Genomic DNA, 17,244 nt, shown 5'->3' on the forward strand with positions numbered 1-17,244 from the left:
GCTATGGCGAAAACATATTTCAATCAATGCGAAAATATCACATTAATTTTCTACACACCCTCCATATACAGCAATTAAATATCGCCACAGGTATTAATTTAGCAATATAAAACCATTGCACCACGTCAATAAAACACTATCATGCGCGCTCTTTATATTTTCATCCTCATCAGAGAGTCATCATGAGTGCACAAGCAAACGGACATTTTAGTTCAAGAATCGGTTTTATTATGGCCGCAGCAGGTTCTGCTGTAGGTGTGGGTAATATTTGGGGATTCCCAACACAAGCAGCAACCCACGGCGGTGGCGCGTTTTTACTCGTATATGTGTTGCTCATTATCCTACTGGGATACCCAATGCTGATGGCTGAGTTAATGGTGGGTCGTCATGGTCAAACTAACCCTGCAGATGCCATGGCAAAACTGGGCAATTCTGCAATATCAAAGCAGATCGGTAAAACGATCGGTATGATTTCGATTATCACAGCAACACTGATTTGTACCTTTTACAGTATTCTTTCAGGCTGGTTTGTCAGTTTTGCGCTAGCACCCATTGCACAAATGGCAGACCAACCTGATATTGCAAACTGGTTTACCAAGTTTTCAGTTTCAAGGAACTTAGTCTTTTCTTTAGTGTTTATCGCGTTAGTTGTTCTAGTGATCCGACAAGGGATCCAAAAAGGTATCGAGCGTTGGTCTAAGCGTTTAATGCCATTGTTGCTGATAATGCTGGTGTTAGGGGCGGTTTATATCTTAACTCAACCAGGGGCAATGCAAGGTTTAAAGGTATTATTAGTTCCTGACTTTTCAATGATATTTAATGCTGATGTATTAATTGGTGCCTTAGGACAAACCTTCTTCTCATTAACTGTGGGAACAGGAGCGATGATGGTTTATGGCGCCTATCTAAATAAACAAGAGAACATCGGCCAATTAACTGCTTACGTCACGTTAACTGACACTATGGTAGCTTTTCTTGCTGCGCTAATGATTATTCCAGCAATGTACGTGGCGCAACATAATGGCGTTCAAATATTTGCAGACGATGGCAGCTTACTCAACTCAGATACGCTTGTGTTTAGTGTTCTACCTGCATTATTCGACTCTATTGGTGGCATCAGTCAATATATTATCGCTATCGTGTTTTTTACGTTAATGACCATTGCCGGATTAACTTCTGCTATGTCGATTGTTGAAGTGCCCACCAGCTATATCGTCGAAAAGACATCATTAAACCGCAACAAAGCGACGTTAGTTGTCGGCGTCTTTATCGCCATCTTGGCCAGCATCATTGTGTTTAACTTTAGTGCATTATTCGGACTTATCATTACCTTAACAACAGAGCGAGCACAGCCTTTAATTGCTTTAGGTATTGCGATATTCATGGGTTGGGTTTGGCATAGAAATAAGTTAATGGAAGATATTGCGCAGCAGGATTCTGTTAACCCAGATAGCTTTTTTTGGCGCTTATGGCCTGTCTACGTTAAGTATATTTGTCCGCTATTAATAACAGTGATAATTCTACAATTATTTATTGGTTAGCTAGAGGCTTATCTGCAAGCGAGGGGTTCATCTGCAAAGTCGTTATTAAACATTGAGTCTGTAAAGGGATCTTTTTAAGACAATAATCAATCACACAAAGGCCATGACGACATGGCCTTTTTTATCACTGTAAAATATAAGCGATTTACACTTCCCATTTCACATCTACAAATCATGTCACATCTACAAATCAGGTTACACATAACACTGTATAAATAAACAGTGTCATGATAAATTAAACTATCCCAGTATAGTAATAATGTCATTAGTTTACATAAGGCATTGAATTATTAATAAAAAACAAAAGAGAATCATCTAATGAATGTGATGGGCATCATGCTTAAAGCTAATGAAATGCGAATAGTAACTTTAACGGGCAGCAGAACCTGTCATGAAATGGTTAATGCTAAATTCAATAAGCTCGCTTTGAATAAGCACCCTGAGCAAAAAGATGTGAAAGAACTAGTACAACAAATTATGGACTATTGTAACGCCAACAACATCAATAAAGCGGTGATTAATCGACGCTCTACCACAGGTCAAGGAGCTGGTGGTGCGGGAACTTTTTTATTAGAAGGCGCCATATTAGCTACATTAAATTGTGAAATAGATTTTGTGCATCCAGCAACGTTAAGAGCTACCGATAAGCGTGAAGCAGATCATAAGTCAGCCAAACCTAAAACAGTCGACTTGGGCAAAGCTTATGATCTGGCTTATGAAGCACTAGCCCTCAATTAAGCTATGTAAAAAGCGCTCTGAACGTGGAATGTAGTAATTATCATAGTCAAATGACATTACTACACTGGATGTTTTGGCTATGATTTCATCTCTAGGTACAAAACCAATCACTCGAGAATCAGAACTATGATCACGGTTATCGCCTAGTGCTAGGTAATGACCTTCTGGTACGGTAACCTGAGAAAAATTTGAAAGCCTAGAGCCACTGTTACTGGTGCGAACGAAATGGTTAACCGTGCTAGTTTCAGAAAATAATTGCTCAATTTTGTCCTCGGATGAATCCGTTGCACTTATTGGTTGATAGGCTAATGTATTTCCATTAATGCTGAGCACATTATCCGTCAATGCAATGACATCCCCTGGTACGCCAATGACACGTTTAACCAGTCTATTATCAGCAGCTGTAGATTCGAAAATAATAATATCGCCGCGCTGAGGATCTGCAATCTTATAAAGCGAAATGTGCGTAAAAGGTACTCGTAAATCATAAGCCATTTTATCAGCATATAACCTATCACCTTCGATGATTGTCGGTTTCATTGAACCTGACGGCACAGTATACCAATCTGCAACGGCACTTCTAAAAACACTCATTAAGATAATAAATAACAATATCGATTTATTAGCTTTAATCGCTTTTATAATCCTGTTCGTCATATAAACTCCATTTTATTAAATAACAAATTCACTTGTAGATTAGCGAAATGGAATGCAATACAACAGTGAGTTTAAATGATGTTTAATCTTCAATATGATGTGCGAATTTAATTAAGCAGAAGTGTGGCATTATTATGCCTGATATAGAAATGCTTAAAGGGAAGCTAAGTACTTCCCTTTCTATGCATTTATTTGACCCGCGTGCTGATCCATTTAGCTAATATATTTGCTGACGCGCCATGGGCAATAAGACTGATAAAAACAGTACAAATAACTGTCATCGCAATAAAGTCACCCCCCGGCAAATCACGATCAAGCATGATGATAACAAACACAATGGATGCTAAACCGCGGGGTCCAAACCAGCCTAAAAATAATCTTGAAGGGACATTCTCACCTCTTCGCCCCAAAGATATGAAGATAGGTATCATTCTAACAACAGTTAAACTTAGTAGAGCATACAGAAGCATCGTCCAAGTAAACGTTTCAATAGCATTGCCAATGACAATGGCACCAAATAACATCCAAGTCAGTAATGCGAGAATTTCGCCAATACCTTCTGTGGGTAATATCAATTTATGTTTGACGTCTTTCATCAAGTATCCAAACAACAACCCACCAGAAAACGCCGCAATATAACCACTCCCCTCCAATTGTTGAGAAATAGCAAAACAACATAGCGCTAGACTTAAGACAATGTTTTGGCTCCAAGCCTCAGTGATCCAATTTTTCTTATAACTGTATCTGATTAACTTTGATGCGATAAAGCTTGCTGATAACCCCACCGCTAAACCAATGCCTAATTCTTCAGCTAAATAGGTCATTGCTAAATGGGATACTTGCCCTTCTGCAATACTGCCACCAGCAAGCGCAAGAAATACAAATAAAATAGGTACACAAATCCCATCATTTAAGCCACTTTCAATATTGAGACCTTCACGAATTTTTGCAGGCACTACAGGGCTGGAAACCACAGCTTTACCTAAGGCGGCATCGGTTGCAGCTAACATTGTTGCCAACGCAGCGAGTTCAAATAGAGATAAATTGGGAAACAGTAGATAACCAGCAATAAAACCTAACCCAATGGCACCTGGAAGCCCATATAGCAGCATCCGCGTCGGAATATTAATATGCTGTTTTAATATCGATAAATTACTGTTTGAGGCATCACAAAATAACACCACAGCCAAGGTTAAATCGGCAAACACCCGCATAGCTGAATTACCGAGTTCATTGCCCAACCAGCCAAAAGCTGACGGTCCCAGTATGAAACCCACGACAACAAACACCATAGGGCCAGATATCATCGATCGCTCGACTCGGCCTGCAATTAAACTGTAGCTAAAAGCGAAAACAGCTAATATCGCTAATTCTAAATACATGACTCAATCTCCCTATCGAAGCGCTAACGCAATTCATTGCATCATCTAAATTTAATCATTATTAAAAATACCTAGATTACATCACCCAATGATTATGACCTATTTATTATCCTGCACGACAAGTTTTAGTAGGCAAGCCCAAATATCCACCATAAAAAAGCCTCGAGATATATCGAGGCCAGTTAGTTAATCTACTTAATGCTAGAATCAATTGATATAAATAGCCCTTAAATCAATAGCTAAAGTTATCTTAAACAGTTAAAGAATACAATTTCACATTAACGACTACAGATAGTGTTAGCTTCGTGACAAAAGTCATCATAATAAATTAATCTGATTAGGGTTAATGTCTTTAAATGTCGACGTTTCGCCATTAGTCCAAATGACCTCAACTGAATCAATTTGCTGACATTCGCCCAACCCAAAATGGATTTGTTGATTATAAGATTGCGTGTAAGGCGCACCAGATGCGCCGACTCGCCTAATTTGACTACTGCCACAAGCACTAAGTTTTACCAAAGCCCCTTGTGCAGTTGCTTTATCCTTTGGTGAGTTATTAACTGTTACTACAGTGAAGTTCGCATTCCCCGTATCGCGATTGACCGCTTGGTTTTTGTAAACATGCCATTGACCGCGCTCATTTGCGTAAACAAGATCATTAAAACCATCTCTGTTGTAATCAACCACATCACTGCCAGAGCCTGCTGCGCCGAGCTCCAGTGATTTAATGCCATGGTGCGCTTGAACTGTAAATGTACCATCACCATTATTAAGCCAAAGTAGCTGTTCTGTTGCCTGAGACAAATCTCCTTGCTTAACCACAAACACATCTTGATACCCTGAGTTGTTAAAGTCTGCCACCGCGACACTTGAAGTATGCTCATTCATCACTAGATTAGCCTTAGCCGTGACATTGACAAATTTTCCATGTCGATTCTCAAGTAACATGTCTTTAGGCGCAGGCAATTGCTCTGTTGCGTCATATTGCTCAACACCTTTAACTACCCCAGTCGTTGGCGAGAAGGTATTTCCTGCGATCCGCCAGGTATCATTACCTACGTAACCAACATATAGCCCTTTATTAGGTAGTTTGTCAGGCCAGCCTAATGCATTACTGCTAACCAACTTGATGTTTTGTCCACTATGACGCTCACCTTCAAATTGGTACTTATAAGCTCCCTCTCCTATAAACACATCTTGATTTGGATAAGGTGACTGGTAGTTTTCTAATTCAAAAGTGTCACCAATGATTAAATCCTCAAAGCGGAACTTGCCACGTTTAGTATAAAAGGCAAAAGTATTTCTGGCTTTATCAAAGAAGGTGTCACCCGCTTCAAATGGTCTTGCTCTAGTAAGATAGAGGTCAAAGTCACCATCATTATCATAATCAATTTCAGCTATACCAGTGACATGTTTTATATCTTGCGCAAACACACCATTAGTCACTTCTGTGTAAGTTAAATCACCATTTCCCTTTAAAGCGATTAGTCGGCCATGACCGTATATAAGTAAGTCATCAATCTTGTCATTGTTAAAGTCAGTAATTAGTATTTTTTGCCCATCCTGATAGGTTTGCGGTAAATCTGTCGCATAACTGAGATTGCCTTTACCGTCATTTTGATAAATAAAGTTTTCAGTCGTACTTTTAGGTTTTGGCCCCTTAGCCCGCGAAGGAAAACCCATTAATATTAAATCTAATTCACCATTGTTATTTGCATCAAAAAACTTACTGGTTCTGCCACGTAAGTTTTGTAATGGCGGGGTAAATTCATTACCTTCAATGATCGTTCGGCCATCAAAATAATACAGCTTGGCATTACGTGCATTGGAGCCTGAACCGCCTCCACGAGAAATTAAAATATCAACTTTTCCGTCTTGATTAAAATCTGCAACACCAATGCCATGCATGTCACCCACAATCAAATCATGACCTTTCGAATATGTGCCTTGATTGTTCCAATAAAGCTTTACTGAATATCCATGATCTGTCAGCAAAAGGTCTGGATAACCATCCTGGTCAAAATCGGCTATCACCGGATTATCCCATTTACGGCGATTAACACTTTCCAGTTTGATATCTTGGTGCTGGTCTGAGAATAATATGCGTTGATTGGTCACTGTGTCTGCTGAACCAGAGTCTTGAGTTGTAGTTTCACAACCTAACAAACTGCCAATAGCTAAACTGACAGCGAGCGCCGTCGATAATTTTCTAAACTGTAACATGAGTGCTTCCTGCATGAAGGGTCATGGTATTAACTCAATTAGATTAATGAGTTAATACCGATGAGCTTTAATAGTGCATAACTAATGATATAAACACAATCAATTAAGATGAGTGAGAGTCAAATCTACTTGCTGGTAGAAAAGGTTTGATCGAAACGCGGCATGCCTTTTAAACGCCAATCAGCGCCTTCATAGGCTTCATGGAACCAAAGCGGTTGTTTATTATCCCAACTCCACTTTTCCATCTCACGCACCATGTCAATCAACATTGTTTTATGCTTTTTACTTAAATCATTGGTTTCATTTAAGTCCACTTCAACATTAAACAATTGCCAAGGCTTGTCACCCTGCTTTACCGCTTTCCATTGATTGCGGCGAACAGATGCATCGCTATAGCCTTTACGGTGACGTAAAACATAAAAGAGCTCATCTTTATGCGGATCTTCTCCGGCACTAAATGCAGGCCAAATATCTTTACCGTCTAACCTTTTTTGACTCGGAATTGTTATGCCAGCTAACGCTGCAAATGTCGGATATAAATCTAACGCTAACACGGGATGTTCGAAGCGCTGACCAGCAGCAACTTGTTTAGGCCAGTGAAACAACATTGGCGATCTAAATCCGCCTTCATATACGCTTCCTTTGCCTTCCTTTAACGGGTAATTACTAGCACCTTTGCTTAGCTTGCCGCCGTTATCACTTAAAAAGACAATCAAGGTGTTATCTAATTGATTAGTCTTTTCTAACGAGTCAACAACGCGCCCAATACCGCGATCTACCGCATAAACCATTCCTGCGTAGGTTTTACGTTTTTCATCGGTAATGTTAGGAAACATATCCATGTCAGATTGTTTCGCCTCTAAAGGAACATGAGGTGCGTTGTAGGCTAAATATAAAAAGAATGGTTTGTCATCGGTCGCTGCATCTTCAACGAAACGACTGGCTTCGCGAGAAAGCGCATCAGTGATGTATTCGTTTTCATCAACTTCTTTACCATTATGTTCCAAAGGCAAAATGTAATGATTGATATTGGTATTGCCCAGTTTTACTTGGTTAGCATATTGCGCTTTAAACTGTTCAGGAAAGTAATTATGCCCACCGCCAGTAAAACCGTAAAAATCATCAAAGCCACGCGCATTGGGATGGAACTCAGGCGCTTCACCTAAGTGCCACTTACCGATTGCTCCTGTGTTGTAGCCGTTATTTTGCAGTAGCTTACTGATAAATTGCTCATTGGTTGGAACGCCAACAAATGAACCTTTGGTAGGTAAATTAAACTGAGAACCAATTTTATGTGGGTATCGCCCTGTCATTAACGCCGCTCGGCTGGGACCACAAAATGGATGCGCCACATAAGCTTGTGAGAATGAAGTCCCATTTGCAGCTAACTCGTCTAAGTTTGGTGTTGTAATATCAGTCGAGCCATTAAATCCAACGTCGTTATAGCCAAGATCGTCAGTCAAAATAAGCAGTATATTCGGCTGTTGCTGACTGGTATGCGAAGTTTCTGCAGCGATAGCTGGTACAGCTGTGACCGAGGTTGACACTAGCATGGCTAATGATGAGAAAACGCCCAAAACATTAACCTTGACCTTAGCTTCCCTTTTTAAATTCAAGTGCTGATAAGGGCTTAATGTTGAACTTGTAGTAAGTAATTTATTCATAACATCCATTTCTCTAATTACTGCAATTATCATTAATCATGCTTTATTAACTGAGCGAGTATTAATTTAGCGTGTATTAACTTATTACGCATTAAACGCTCAAAGCCTTTACCGTCACTAAAGTAAATTATCACTACTAGAACTAAGTTACTTAATTCATTTAATAAAATATGATAATTTATTTTGCTTAACGCGATACAAACGGCATTATAAATGCCGTTTTCCTGTACAATTTTATGTAGCAAATCTAGCTACTGAGATGTGAAAACACTCACATTAAAACTCCTGCAAAATCTCATACACATGCTCAAAGTTTTATACCGGCTGCAACCATATACTTGCCGACTAAACATGTATCGAATTAGCCTTATGCATATACCCCTGATTCGAATAGCCCCTGATTCGAATAGCCCCTGATTCGAATAGCCCCTGATTCGAATAGCACCTGAGTCAAATAGCACCTGAGTCAAATAGCACTTTATTCAAATAGCGCCTGATTCAAAAAGAATGTGCTCTACCATGTCACGCTGCTGCGCAGTATTTAATTGATCGGTTCTTTGGTAATGCAATTCTTCTAATGCACTGAGTAATTGCGGATCGGTTAATTGTCTTTTTCCTATGACATCTAAAGCCATATCAATGACTGCATCTGAGGGATCTGATAGCGCATCCGTTAATAACATCACTTCATCGTCCCTTGAAACCACACCAATCACTCCAATGGCTGCAGCACGAACATTGTCATAAGGGGAATAATAAAATTGCTGATACGCTTGATTGAATTGCTGCTTTTTCTCTTCAGCCATGTAACTGACTTGGCTAGTCAGCTTTATGCTGTCAGTTAATATATTAGGATCTGTTATATTGACTAAATTCTGTCTTAATTGTTGTCGCTGTTCTGGCAATAACTTATGTGAATAATTTTGTTGGTATAGTTGATTCGCAATAACATCATTTGGATTTTCAATTAAAAACTCAAATATCCCCTCTTCTAAACCTTCATCCTCAACAGACGTTATCGACAACATGGCTGTTATCGCCATTTGTTTAATCGCTGAATCTTGCAGTGAATTAATATCACTCATCAACTGGTAAAATTCAGTATTAGAAGATAAATCCCATTGTTGATCATACAATGATGAAATCAGCTGGCATTGCTCAAATGTCATTGCCTCACTGGATACAGAATCTAGATTATCGATAATCATTGGCTGCGGTTTGTTATTTGTTACCCTAATCAAGTTTGAGTCATCAGTAAACTGAGCTGGGTTCTCTTGGTTTGGGTTTGAGTTTTGTAATTGGCCTTGGTTTTGGTCACGTTCTTGATATTCACTTGCATATCTAGATGAAGCGCTATTAGTTAAATCATTAAAGAAGAACCCAAACAGAAAACCAATAAACATCATGCATACTGAAAATAACAAGGCTGCTGCGATTTGTTTATTAGTTCTAATATTAAACACTAAATTTGTTTGATGATTTAACACTGCATTCCCCTTTTCATGACCCACTCAACAATATGACTATTAATGTTTATAGTGTTTGAGCGGCGAATCACTCACTGCTCAAACACTTTTATTAACGTAATGACCAAGCTAAGGCTTAATCTAAACTTATTTGTTAATCCACACTGTCGCGGCTTTGCCATTTAGTTTGACGGCATCTTCACGGTAAAAGACTTTCGTTGCACGTTCGTAATTGCCCGTTTTTGTAATATTGGCATTTGAAATATCAATACCAAAACGCCCTTTTACAGCTGTGCCAACATTATTTTTGTTAAGCGCAGAAGCCAACAATACTGGTGCAATTGGTTTGGTGTGCCAGCGACGACCAGAAGGATCGTTCGGGAAATCAGCAATCTTAGTTCTGCCCGCGCTTTCACTTGGTTCGACAAAATATTGTGACGACGCACCAATATCAGCTAACGGCGTGTTTTTAGTTTTAGTCAGAGATATGCGGCCAGTAAACTTAGTGCGCTCAAAATAACCACGGCTAAAGGTGCTAGAGTCACTTGAGTTGCTCATTATGGTAAATGCACTGTTTACACCACGGATATTGGTGCCGGTGATATCAGAACAAATCTTTTGATGCGGTTTTAGAAACAAAGCAGCCATACCTTCAGTGTTTTCAATATCAATCATTTTGATATCTGCAATATTACCGACGCGGGGACCTGCTTGGTTTAAGTAATCTGATGGTCTGCCACTACCAGGCTCTAAACGAATGGTTAACCCCCCTTCAGCATCTAAGTTCTTTAGACGCATCTGCTTACCGCTGAATAGTTGGATCAATGCGTAACCTGCTGCCACCTTTGTAGCAGAGATATTTTCGACAACACCCTTTTGAGGAATCCGACCATAAGTCGCATTGTTAGCCACTGTTCTAGCGTCACTATCAGCAACCATAAATAGTGATGGGAAAATAGAATAGTTATCCTTGATATCAAAATTTGATAACGCAAAGTTCTTCACATAACCCACACGTACCGGAATTGCATTTAAAAAAATGGCATTTTTATTGACGTCAATTTTAAAACGAGCATTACCGGTTGAGGTAATCTCCACATTTTGCATTAAAGGCGCACGAGGACCTTGACCATTACGGTTGAGGTTAAATAAAACTTTATCAGCCATTTTAATGGTTTTACCTGACTGAATTTCTAATCGAACATTGGCTTTTAAATCAACTTGCGCCAATTTCAAATCATTACCCATCACTTTTACCACGCCGCCATTTGGCTTATTAGTAGCGCGATCGATAGCGGCTTGAAGTGCTCGCGTTTGCACTGCTGCACTACCCGATAATGTGACGGTTTCAGTTGCTCCGGTCACTTTGTTAGTAAAATAACGGCCTTGATTACCAATACTTGCAGCTGCTGTTGGCGCGACATAAGTCATTGATGCCATTGAAAGCGTTAGCATACTTCCGAGTAAACATGTCTGGGCAGTTTTCCCGATGCTGGTGTTAAAAACGTTGTTCATAATTTCTCCTAATTCACATTATTTTTACTGCTTTGCCAACATTGGAGCCGCAAAAACCCCGCTCTTGGCTATACAGCCAAAAGTGGTTTCCAATCTAAAACAGGGATTGTTGGCGCTTGTGTTATTGACACATTCAGTTGTTAACAAAAGCTTTAGTTAACATATGCTTTAGTTAACATGAGCTTTCATTAATACTGATGCTGTAATCACAGCGCCGATATGTCATCACAACAATTTTTGTTTAGTTCATGATTGTTGTGACAAGTTACTGTTACCTATTTTTACCATTACGCCTTGAGTAATATTCGCAAGGTAAATATAAGTCTACAAAAGGCCTTTCATATGTTGACGAAACTTAACGATAGAAGGATCTTCTAAGCGCACCAGTTCGTCATGCATATATTTAACCATCTGTTTTAGTTGTTTTTTGTACTTGGGATCTTTGATTGAATTGGTCATTTCGTAAGGATCGTTGTTCAAGTCATATAACTCATCACGACTATCACCTGGGTTCCATACAAATTTCATTTCTGGGGTACGGATAGCTCTTATTCCAAACCAGCCACCGTTGTACCATTCGTAGGCATATAGCGCGATATCATCTTTACCTTTATCTGCCACATCACCTTGTTCCATCAGTGGTACCAATGAACGGCCATCCACATCACCATCGTCAGCAAGCGTCATCCAATCTGCTAATGTGGGAGCAATGTCCAACATAGAAACTTGACGTTGGATAATCTTCGGTTCAACACTTGGGTCACGAATAATTAATGGCATTCTCATTAATTCATCGTAAGCATATGGCCCTTTATCATAAAGGTTATGTTCCCCTAGCATACTGCCCTGATCGCCAATGATAATGATGCGTAAATCATCATACATGCCGACTTCTTTAGCCGTTGCAATCAGTTCACCGACAGCATGATCGATCATTGCGATCGCTCCATAATAGAAGGTCCGAGACTTACGCCAATCTTCATCTGTCATGTGGCTTACATCGTGCCAAGGCCACCAAATATCATCTTGAGCCATCGGCTTATGAATACGTTCAATCCCATGATTCTTAGGTAGTTCAACAGTTTTCGGATCAAACATACTCGCGTATGGCTCAGGAACGCGATAAGGCGGATGCGGTTGCTCAAAACTTACGATACCAAAGAAAGGCTCGTCTTTTTTAGCGGCTGCGCGCAACATTTTCTGACCTTCACGAACCTCTTTACCCGCTTTAGTGTCTTCAAAAGTGCCTGGCATAGTGCGGTAATATTCGTGCTTTTCACCATTAGCATCACGCTCACCACGATTGAATTTCGCAATATTGGCCTGTGTTTCATAAGGTGTCCATTGACGGCCATGACGCTCTACGTCTTTATCGTGACCATATATAAACTCAGCTCCTCGTAATGCTGGACCTTGAGCGCCAATATGCCACTTACCGACGTAGCCAACCTTGTAACCCACATCAACGGCGCGGCGAATAACGCCTCCTTCTTCTGGGTTTAATTCATCAACGCGTGAATGATATAAGCCGACGTTGTCATCTAAGCCTGTTTTATGACCCCAGCGTCCAGTAAACATTGCAGCTCGAGATGGAGAACATAAACCGGTACTGGTCATTGCATTATCAAATCGAACACCTTCATGAGCTAACGCATCAATGTTAGGCGTATTAACTGGGCCATCACGGTAAGAAAAAGTATCGAAACGCATGTCATCAAACATCAAGATCAATACATTAGGCTGAACTTGTTGTGCTGATTTTAAATTGGTGTCGTTTGCTTCATTAGCATGCACAACTTGACTTACTAATGTGCTTATTCCAACACAGGTTAATGTCAGCAATGTTTTCAGATTATTGTTTATCATTATTTTGTCTCTTGTTTGGTCTTTCTCTACTCATTTAAAACAATTACTTAAAATCATGTTTTACAACAGTCACTTACAAAACCTCTTAGAACAATGATGCTAGATTGTGCTCTTCTTTATCAGTAAGTGATTATGAGTAAGTGTTTATAAGTAAATTGTTCTACGAGTAAAGACTGCGCGAGCTCTTAAGAATGTAAATGGATCATTGACACTCTTCCCCAAATTGCCCGCACAACAGTCTTACTAGCTTTTAGCTATGTTGATATCTCTAAGTCGTACCCTTTACTGTTTAACCACCGAAATATCATCGATATAAAACAAAGCTGACTCTTTAGCTATAAGAGAAGGGTCAATTGCGATTGTCAGTTTGGCATCCGCTGGAACTGCTTGGGTTAAGTAAATTTCTTGACTGACGGTTATCCATTGCGCTTTATGTGCATGATCAATATGACTTAAATTAATCGGCTTTAAATTAAAACCAACATCAGTATTCGCATCGTTAGTGACTGTGACATCAAACTCTTTGAGCGAATTACTGGTATCAACCCATAGGCGCATAGAAAAAACATACTTACCAGCATCTAATTTAACTGCAGCTTCAGGAGAGCTGATAATAATTGGTTGCGTAGCATCTGCAGCCAATGCTGACACTTTTAAGCTACGCAAACCTGTAATGCGTTGCTCTTTAGTTATCTCGGCATATTTAGCTGACTCAGTACTGATATCCCAGAACTTTTGGTAATCATTATTTGCTGAGTTTTCAGGTACCAACTTAAGTGGACGCTTATTTTCTTGGAATAAAATAGGCCCTTCAAAACCAAAGAATGCTCTATCTAATAACTGCGGGTTAGGCTTTTGCCACACACGCATATAGTCAACTTCGAAATCTGCTGGTAGCTCTTCTTTATTTGGCATGCCAAGCCATGCAAAGATTTCTGAATCTAACCAAATTTCTAGTGGATTATTCAATACCCAACGATCGCCTAATTCTTTTTGAGTAAAACGTTCCAGTAATTTGCCGTCTAAATACAGGTTTAAGTAATCTTCACCCCACTCAGCTGCATAAATATGAAATTCATCAGCTACGCGATATGGCAAGTTTTCTTTATGATGAAAAACACGTGTAGGACGTTTTGCTGGTGGGCTCCAATCATGAACGGTTGATTTAGATTGATCAGGTTTAATATCACCAATGATTTTTGGATTACCAATTTGCTCATAAATATCAAGCTCAGACTGGTAACCAATAGCCCAAAAGGCGCTAGTCATGGATGCGTTAACCGCTTTAGAGCGTATTTCCATATAACCGTTAAGAAAACGTTTATTACTCACAATAGCAGCAGTAGTAATAGGCATAAACTCGCCACTTTCTGCAGTGCCATATTTGGCTTTAATTTTGCCATCTGCGTAAGCTTCGTCAGCAAAATCAAAGTCAGGTTCCCACTGACTGCGAAGTTTGAGTAAACCATCTTCTAAAATAACGTTATGAGGCGCAAATTGCGATGGTGCGCGCCCTTTCCAAATGTAGTATTCATCATTTGCACCTTGAACAAACCATTTTTCTTGATCAATAACATCTGCGTTAAACTCATCACTGATTTCAGTATTTAATACCCAGCCACCTTCATTGTTCGGATCTGAGTACGGCATAACTTGCTCAACAGTGACCATGTCAGTGTTGACTGTCGCTGTTGTGTCTTCTTTAACCGTCTCATCATTCTGACAAGCGGTTAAACTTTGGGCTATCAGCAAAAATAAAGCGTTTTTGGCAAAGTTAGGTTTCATTAAAGATGGTCCTTTTATCTTTTAGATAAGCTATCTATGGATCAGTGTGTTGTTCTGAACTTCACTTCCTGTACAACATCTTAACCGTTACTGTCTTTACAGCTTTGTGAAGCTTGTTAAATATAACCCATATGTAAACATATGATGTTTACATATGCAAGACCTAAAGTTCAATTTATAAGACTTTACATATAGCCAATCCATATGGATTAAACAGCCTTAAAAGCTTATATTCGAAAACACAATACCACCTAAAAACAGATACTTAAAAACCGATACTGGAGGGGAACAAATCTTTGGTGCCTTTGTTCTGTTTGTTTTGCTGGTACGATATTAATCACTGAGATACGCTTATAAAAATAGTAATATCGTTAGAACTTCATTCGTTTTATTAACATAAAAGCTATTTTTTGAGACATGTAGCGAGATAATATTGTCGCTTTTATTCATTCAAACACGGCATTAGCTTGTTATCATTTGTACTATAAATATGATTAGACGCATTAAAGGTATTCAAAGGAATTCACGATTGTCATTAGTCCAACTTGGTTGGTACCCCTTGTTTCAACAGCAGTTCTCTTTAGATTAGTTAACCGAATTTACGATTGGGCAAGTAATTGAGCCACATCGAAGCGATGTCATCGTGTTGTCTGAATTAGGACAGTTCAATCTCATTAATCCTATTCAGAGGACGCTAAACGTTTATGTGTCGGTGACTGGGTGTTATTTAATGGTGATAATCAATTTCATAGACTGTTAGAAAGACAGTCGTTATTTCAGCGTAAAGTCCCAGACAGTAAAGTTGAATAATAATTGATTTCAGTGAGTGTCAATTGTGTATTTTTCGAATAAAAATTTTAATCTAAGCTGCATAGAGGGCTATTAATCGTTAACTAAAGGAGCACAAGTTGAGCCGGTAATTATTTAAACTAAAGCAGATCTTTGGGATGACTTATAACAAAAATTGGAACAAGTGCAAAGCCTTGCTCCTTTCATGATGGTGCATGCCAATAATGTTTTAAACCAACGACAACTCTCGGCTTCAGATACATGTTGTAAACAGGGAAATACCATTGCCATGTTTGGTTCGTCGAGTGTAGATAAATCAACAATAGTAAATGGACTTATGGGTTTTGAAGCACAATTAACCAGTGATATACGTGAAGATGACAGCAAAGGCCGTCATACCACTACCTCTAGAGCCTTAAAGACTTTGCCACAAGGCGGTTTAATACTCAACACTCCAGGTATGCGCGAGTTACAACTTGGCGCTTGCGAGCAAGGCGTAAATGAAACCTTCAGTGAAATTACAGAATTAGCCCAGCAGTGTCGTTTTGCTGATTGTAGTCATGCCAATGAACCAGGTTGTGCGGTTCGTGCAGCCATAGAGTCTGGGGTAATTACTGCTCGGCGCTATGCTAGTTATCAAAAACTTATGCGTGAACAAGCGTTAAATGGTGCCACCTTAGCGGAAAAAAGGGCTAAAGATAAAGCCTTTGGCAAAATGATAAACTCAGTTCAGTCTGAATCACGTAATCGTAAAAAAGGCGCTTTATAAACCATCAAAAGTAGCGAATACTGGCTTTAAATTGATCAAATATATATTGGGCATCATGTGAAGGGTTATCATTAGCGGGATTTACTAATTCATCTTTAGGTACATCAATCATATTAAAAGTGAATATAATTGGTTCATTCACCGAAATAAGGCACCGATTCCGAGTGAGTTTTTCCGCCCAGGTCGCTTTAAATAAAAACTGAGAGGTATATTCGATTGAGTCACACTGATTTATTTTGAATTCTTTAGCGATGCTGAGGATCTTGTATTGCTTTAAACCTTTTTTGTATAAGGCTTCAAACCCTTTCACTAACCCATGCAAGCTTTCACCTTTTTGATAAGTAAAAGGTTCGGCATAAACACTGATAGAAGGCCCCATGGTGCGGCTATATTGAGCATTGATTTGCGACATCACTACAATCGGATCTTCACCATTAATAAGATTTTGGGTAAAGCGACTTTGTGAAAGTTCTTGTGAAGTTATCGATGCTGTAAACGGCTTTAACGACATAAAATGCCAACCGGCAGGTTTTGTAAAAGACACCCCTAAAGAATGATTAGTGTATTGACCACTATCGTTAACCGCAGTGTGATTCACAGCGCCGCTAACTTGATTACCAGGGTCTTCAAGCTGATGATTAGAGCCCTCAGCTCGATTAACTGAGCCATCACCGGGGTTATATAAGTGCCCATATAGCTCAATAAAACTTGGCTTATCTTTTGCCATTATTACCTGCCTTTATTTAATGATGAATATAGCTAAGCTAATTACAACTCGTTAAGCGCTTATTTTAGTTTAGAGGCTAATAACATTTTTGGTAATATTTGTTGGCTAAGTCACAAAATCAC

General features: G+C 39.3%; 12 protein-coding genes. 3 read left to right on the forward strand and 9 right to left on the reverse strand.

Annotated features, from left to right (window positions below; genetic code table 11):
- The first annotated feature begins 182 nt into the window (after positions 1-182).
- Positions 183-1,541, forward strand: coding sequence for a sodium-dependent transporter (locus BCU57_RS07555; protein ID WP_102435606.1), 1,359 nt, complete (start codon positions 183-185; stop codon positions 1,539-1,541).
- A 318-nt stretch (positions 1,542-1,859) separates the two neighbouring features.
- On the forward strand, positions 1,860-2,279 hold the full coding sequence (locus tag BCU57_RS07560) for a DUF3010 family protein (protein WP_102435608.1): 420 nt from the start codon (positions 1,860-1,862) through the stop codon (positions 2,277-2,279).
- Here the strand turns inward: BCU57_RS07560 and lepB are convergent.
- The 8 genes from lepB to BCU57_RS07600 form a co-directional block, all read right to left on the reverse strand.
- Positions 2,265-2,936, reverse strand: coding sequence for a signal peptidase I (gene lepB, locus BCU57_RS07565; RefSeq protein ID WP_102435610.1), 672 nt, complete (start codon positions 2,934-2,936; stop codon positions 2,265-2,267). The two genes, BCU57_RS07560 and lepB, sit on opposite strands and share 15 nt — an antisense overlap.
- A gap of 188 nt (positions 2,937-3,124) precedes the next feature.
- Positions 3,125-4,318 carry a cation:proton antiporter gene (locus BCU57_RS07570; RefSeq protein ID WP_102435612.1) on the reverse strand — a complete coding sequence of 398 codons (1,194 nt, stop codon included), beginning with the start codon at positions 4,316-4,318 and terminating at the stop codon, positions 3,125-3,127.
- 318 nt (positions 4,319-4,636) lie between these two features.
- Complete coding sequence (locus tag BCU57_RS07575) at positions 4,637-6,541, reverse strand: CRTAC1 family protein (protein WP_102435614.1); 1,905 nt, start codon at positions 6,539-6,541, stop codon at positions 4,637-4,639.
- Between the two features lie 125 nt (positions 6,542-6,666).
- A complete protein-coding gene (locus BCU57_RS07580; protein WP_241903428.1) occupies positions 6,667-8,238 on the reverse strand; it encodes a sulfatase in 1,572 nt (523 codons plus the stop codon).
- Positions 8,239-8,687: 449 nt separating this feature from the next.
- Positions 8,688-9,692, reverse strand: coding sequence for a HEAT repeat domain-containing protein (locus tag BCU57_RS07585; RefSeq protein WP_102435618.1), 1,005 nt, complete (start codon positions 9,690-9,692; stop codon positions 8,688-8,690).
- A gap of 126 nt (positions 9,693-9,818) precedes the next feature.
- A complete protein-coding gene (locus BCU57_RS07590; RefSeq protein WP_102435620.1) occupies positions 9,819-11,186 on the reverse strand; it encodes a hypothetical protein in 1,368 nt (455 codons plus the stop codon).
- Between the two features lie 324 nt (positions 11,187-11,510).
- Positions 11,511-13,052, reverse strand: coding sequence for a sulfatase-like hydrolase/transferase (locus tag BCU57_RS07595; RefSeq protein ID WP_102435622.1), 1,542 nt, complete (start codon positions 13,050-13,052; stop codon positions 11,511-11,513).
- Between the two features lie 282 nt (positions 13,053-13,334).
- On the reverse strand, positions 13,335-14,837 hold the full coding sequence (locus BCU57_RS07600) for a family 16 glycosylhydrolase (RefSeq protein ID WP_198589887.1): 1,503 nt from the start codon (positions 14,835-14,837) through the stop codon (positions 13,335-13,337).
- A 997-nt stretch (positions 14,838-15,834) separates the two neighbouring features.
- On the opposite strand from BCU57_RS07600, the gene rsgA reads away from it, so the two are divergent.
- Positions 15,835-16,395, forward strand: coding sequence for a ribosome small subunit-dependent GTPase A (rsgA, locus tag BCU57_RS07605; protein ID WP_277869072.1), 561 nt, complete (start codon positions 15,835-15,837; stop codon positions 16,393-16,395).
- A 4-nt stretch (positions 16,396-16,399) separates the two neighbouring features.
- Here the strand turns inward: rsgA and BCU57_RS07610 are convergent, their stop codons facing one another.
- Entirely contained in the window at positions 16,400-17,122 is a 723-nt protein-coding gene (locus BCU57_RS07610; RefSeq protein ID WP_102435624.1) for a hypothetical protein, read from the reverse strand.
- Positions 17,123-17,244 lie beyond the last annotated feature (122 nt).

The organism is Shewanella sp. 10N.286.48.B5 (assembly GCF_002874355.2).
Taxonomy (GTDB): Bacteria; Pseudomonadota; Gammaproteobacteria; order Enterobacterales; family Shewanellaceae; genus Shewanella.

Coding starts and splice junctions, on each gene's coding strand:
- BCU57_RS07555 (WP_102435606.1), top strand. CDS start 183: ATGAGTGCACAAGCAAACGGACATTTTAGTTCAAGAATCGGTTTTATT.
- BCU57_RS07560 (WP_102435608.1), top strand. CDS start 1,860: ATGAATGTGATGGGCATCATGCTTAAAGCTAATGAAATGCGAATAGTA.
- lepB (WP_102435610.1), bottom strand. CDS start 2,936: ATGACGAACAGGATTATAAAAGCGATTAAAGCTAATAAATCGATATTG.
- BCU57_RS07570 (WP_102435612.1), bottom strand. CDS start 4,318: ATGTATTTAGAATTAGCGATATTAGCTGTTTTCGCTTTTAGCTACAGT.
- BCU57_RS07575 (WP_102435614.1), bottom strand. CDS start 6,541: ATGTTACAGTTTAGAAAATTATCGACGGCGCTCGCTGTCAGTTTAGCT.
- BCU57_RS07580 (WP_241903428.1), bottom strand. CDS start 8,238: ATGATAATTGCAGTAATTAGAGAAATGGATGTTATGAATAAATTACTT.
- BCU57_RS07590 (WP_102435620.1), bottom strand. CDS start 11,186: ATGAACAACGTTTTTAACACCAGCATCGGGAAAACTGCCCAGACATGT.
- BCU57_RS07595 (WP_102435622.1), bottom strand. CDS start 13,052: ATGATAAACAATAATCTGAAAACATTGCTGACATTAACCTGTGTTGGA.
- BCU57_RS07600 (WP_198589887.1), bottom strand. CDS start 14,837: ATGAAACCTAACTTTGCCAAAAACGCTTTATTTTTGCTGATAGCCCAA.
- rsgA (WP_277869072.1), top strand. CDS start 15,835: ATGGTGCATGCCAATAATGTTTTAAACCAACGACAACTCTCGGCTTCA.
- BCU57_RS07610 (WP_102435624.1), bottom strand. CDS start 17,122: ATGGCAAAAGATAAGCCAAGTTTTATTGAGCTATATGGGCACTTATAT.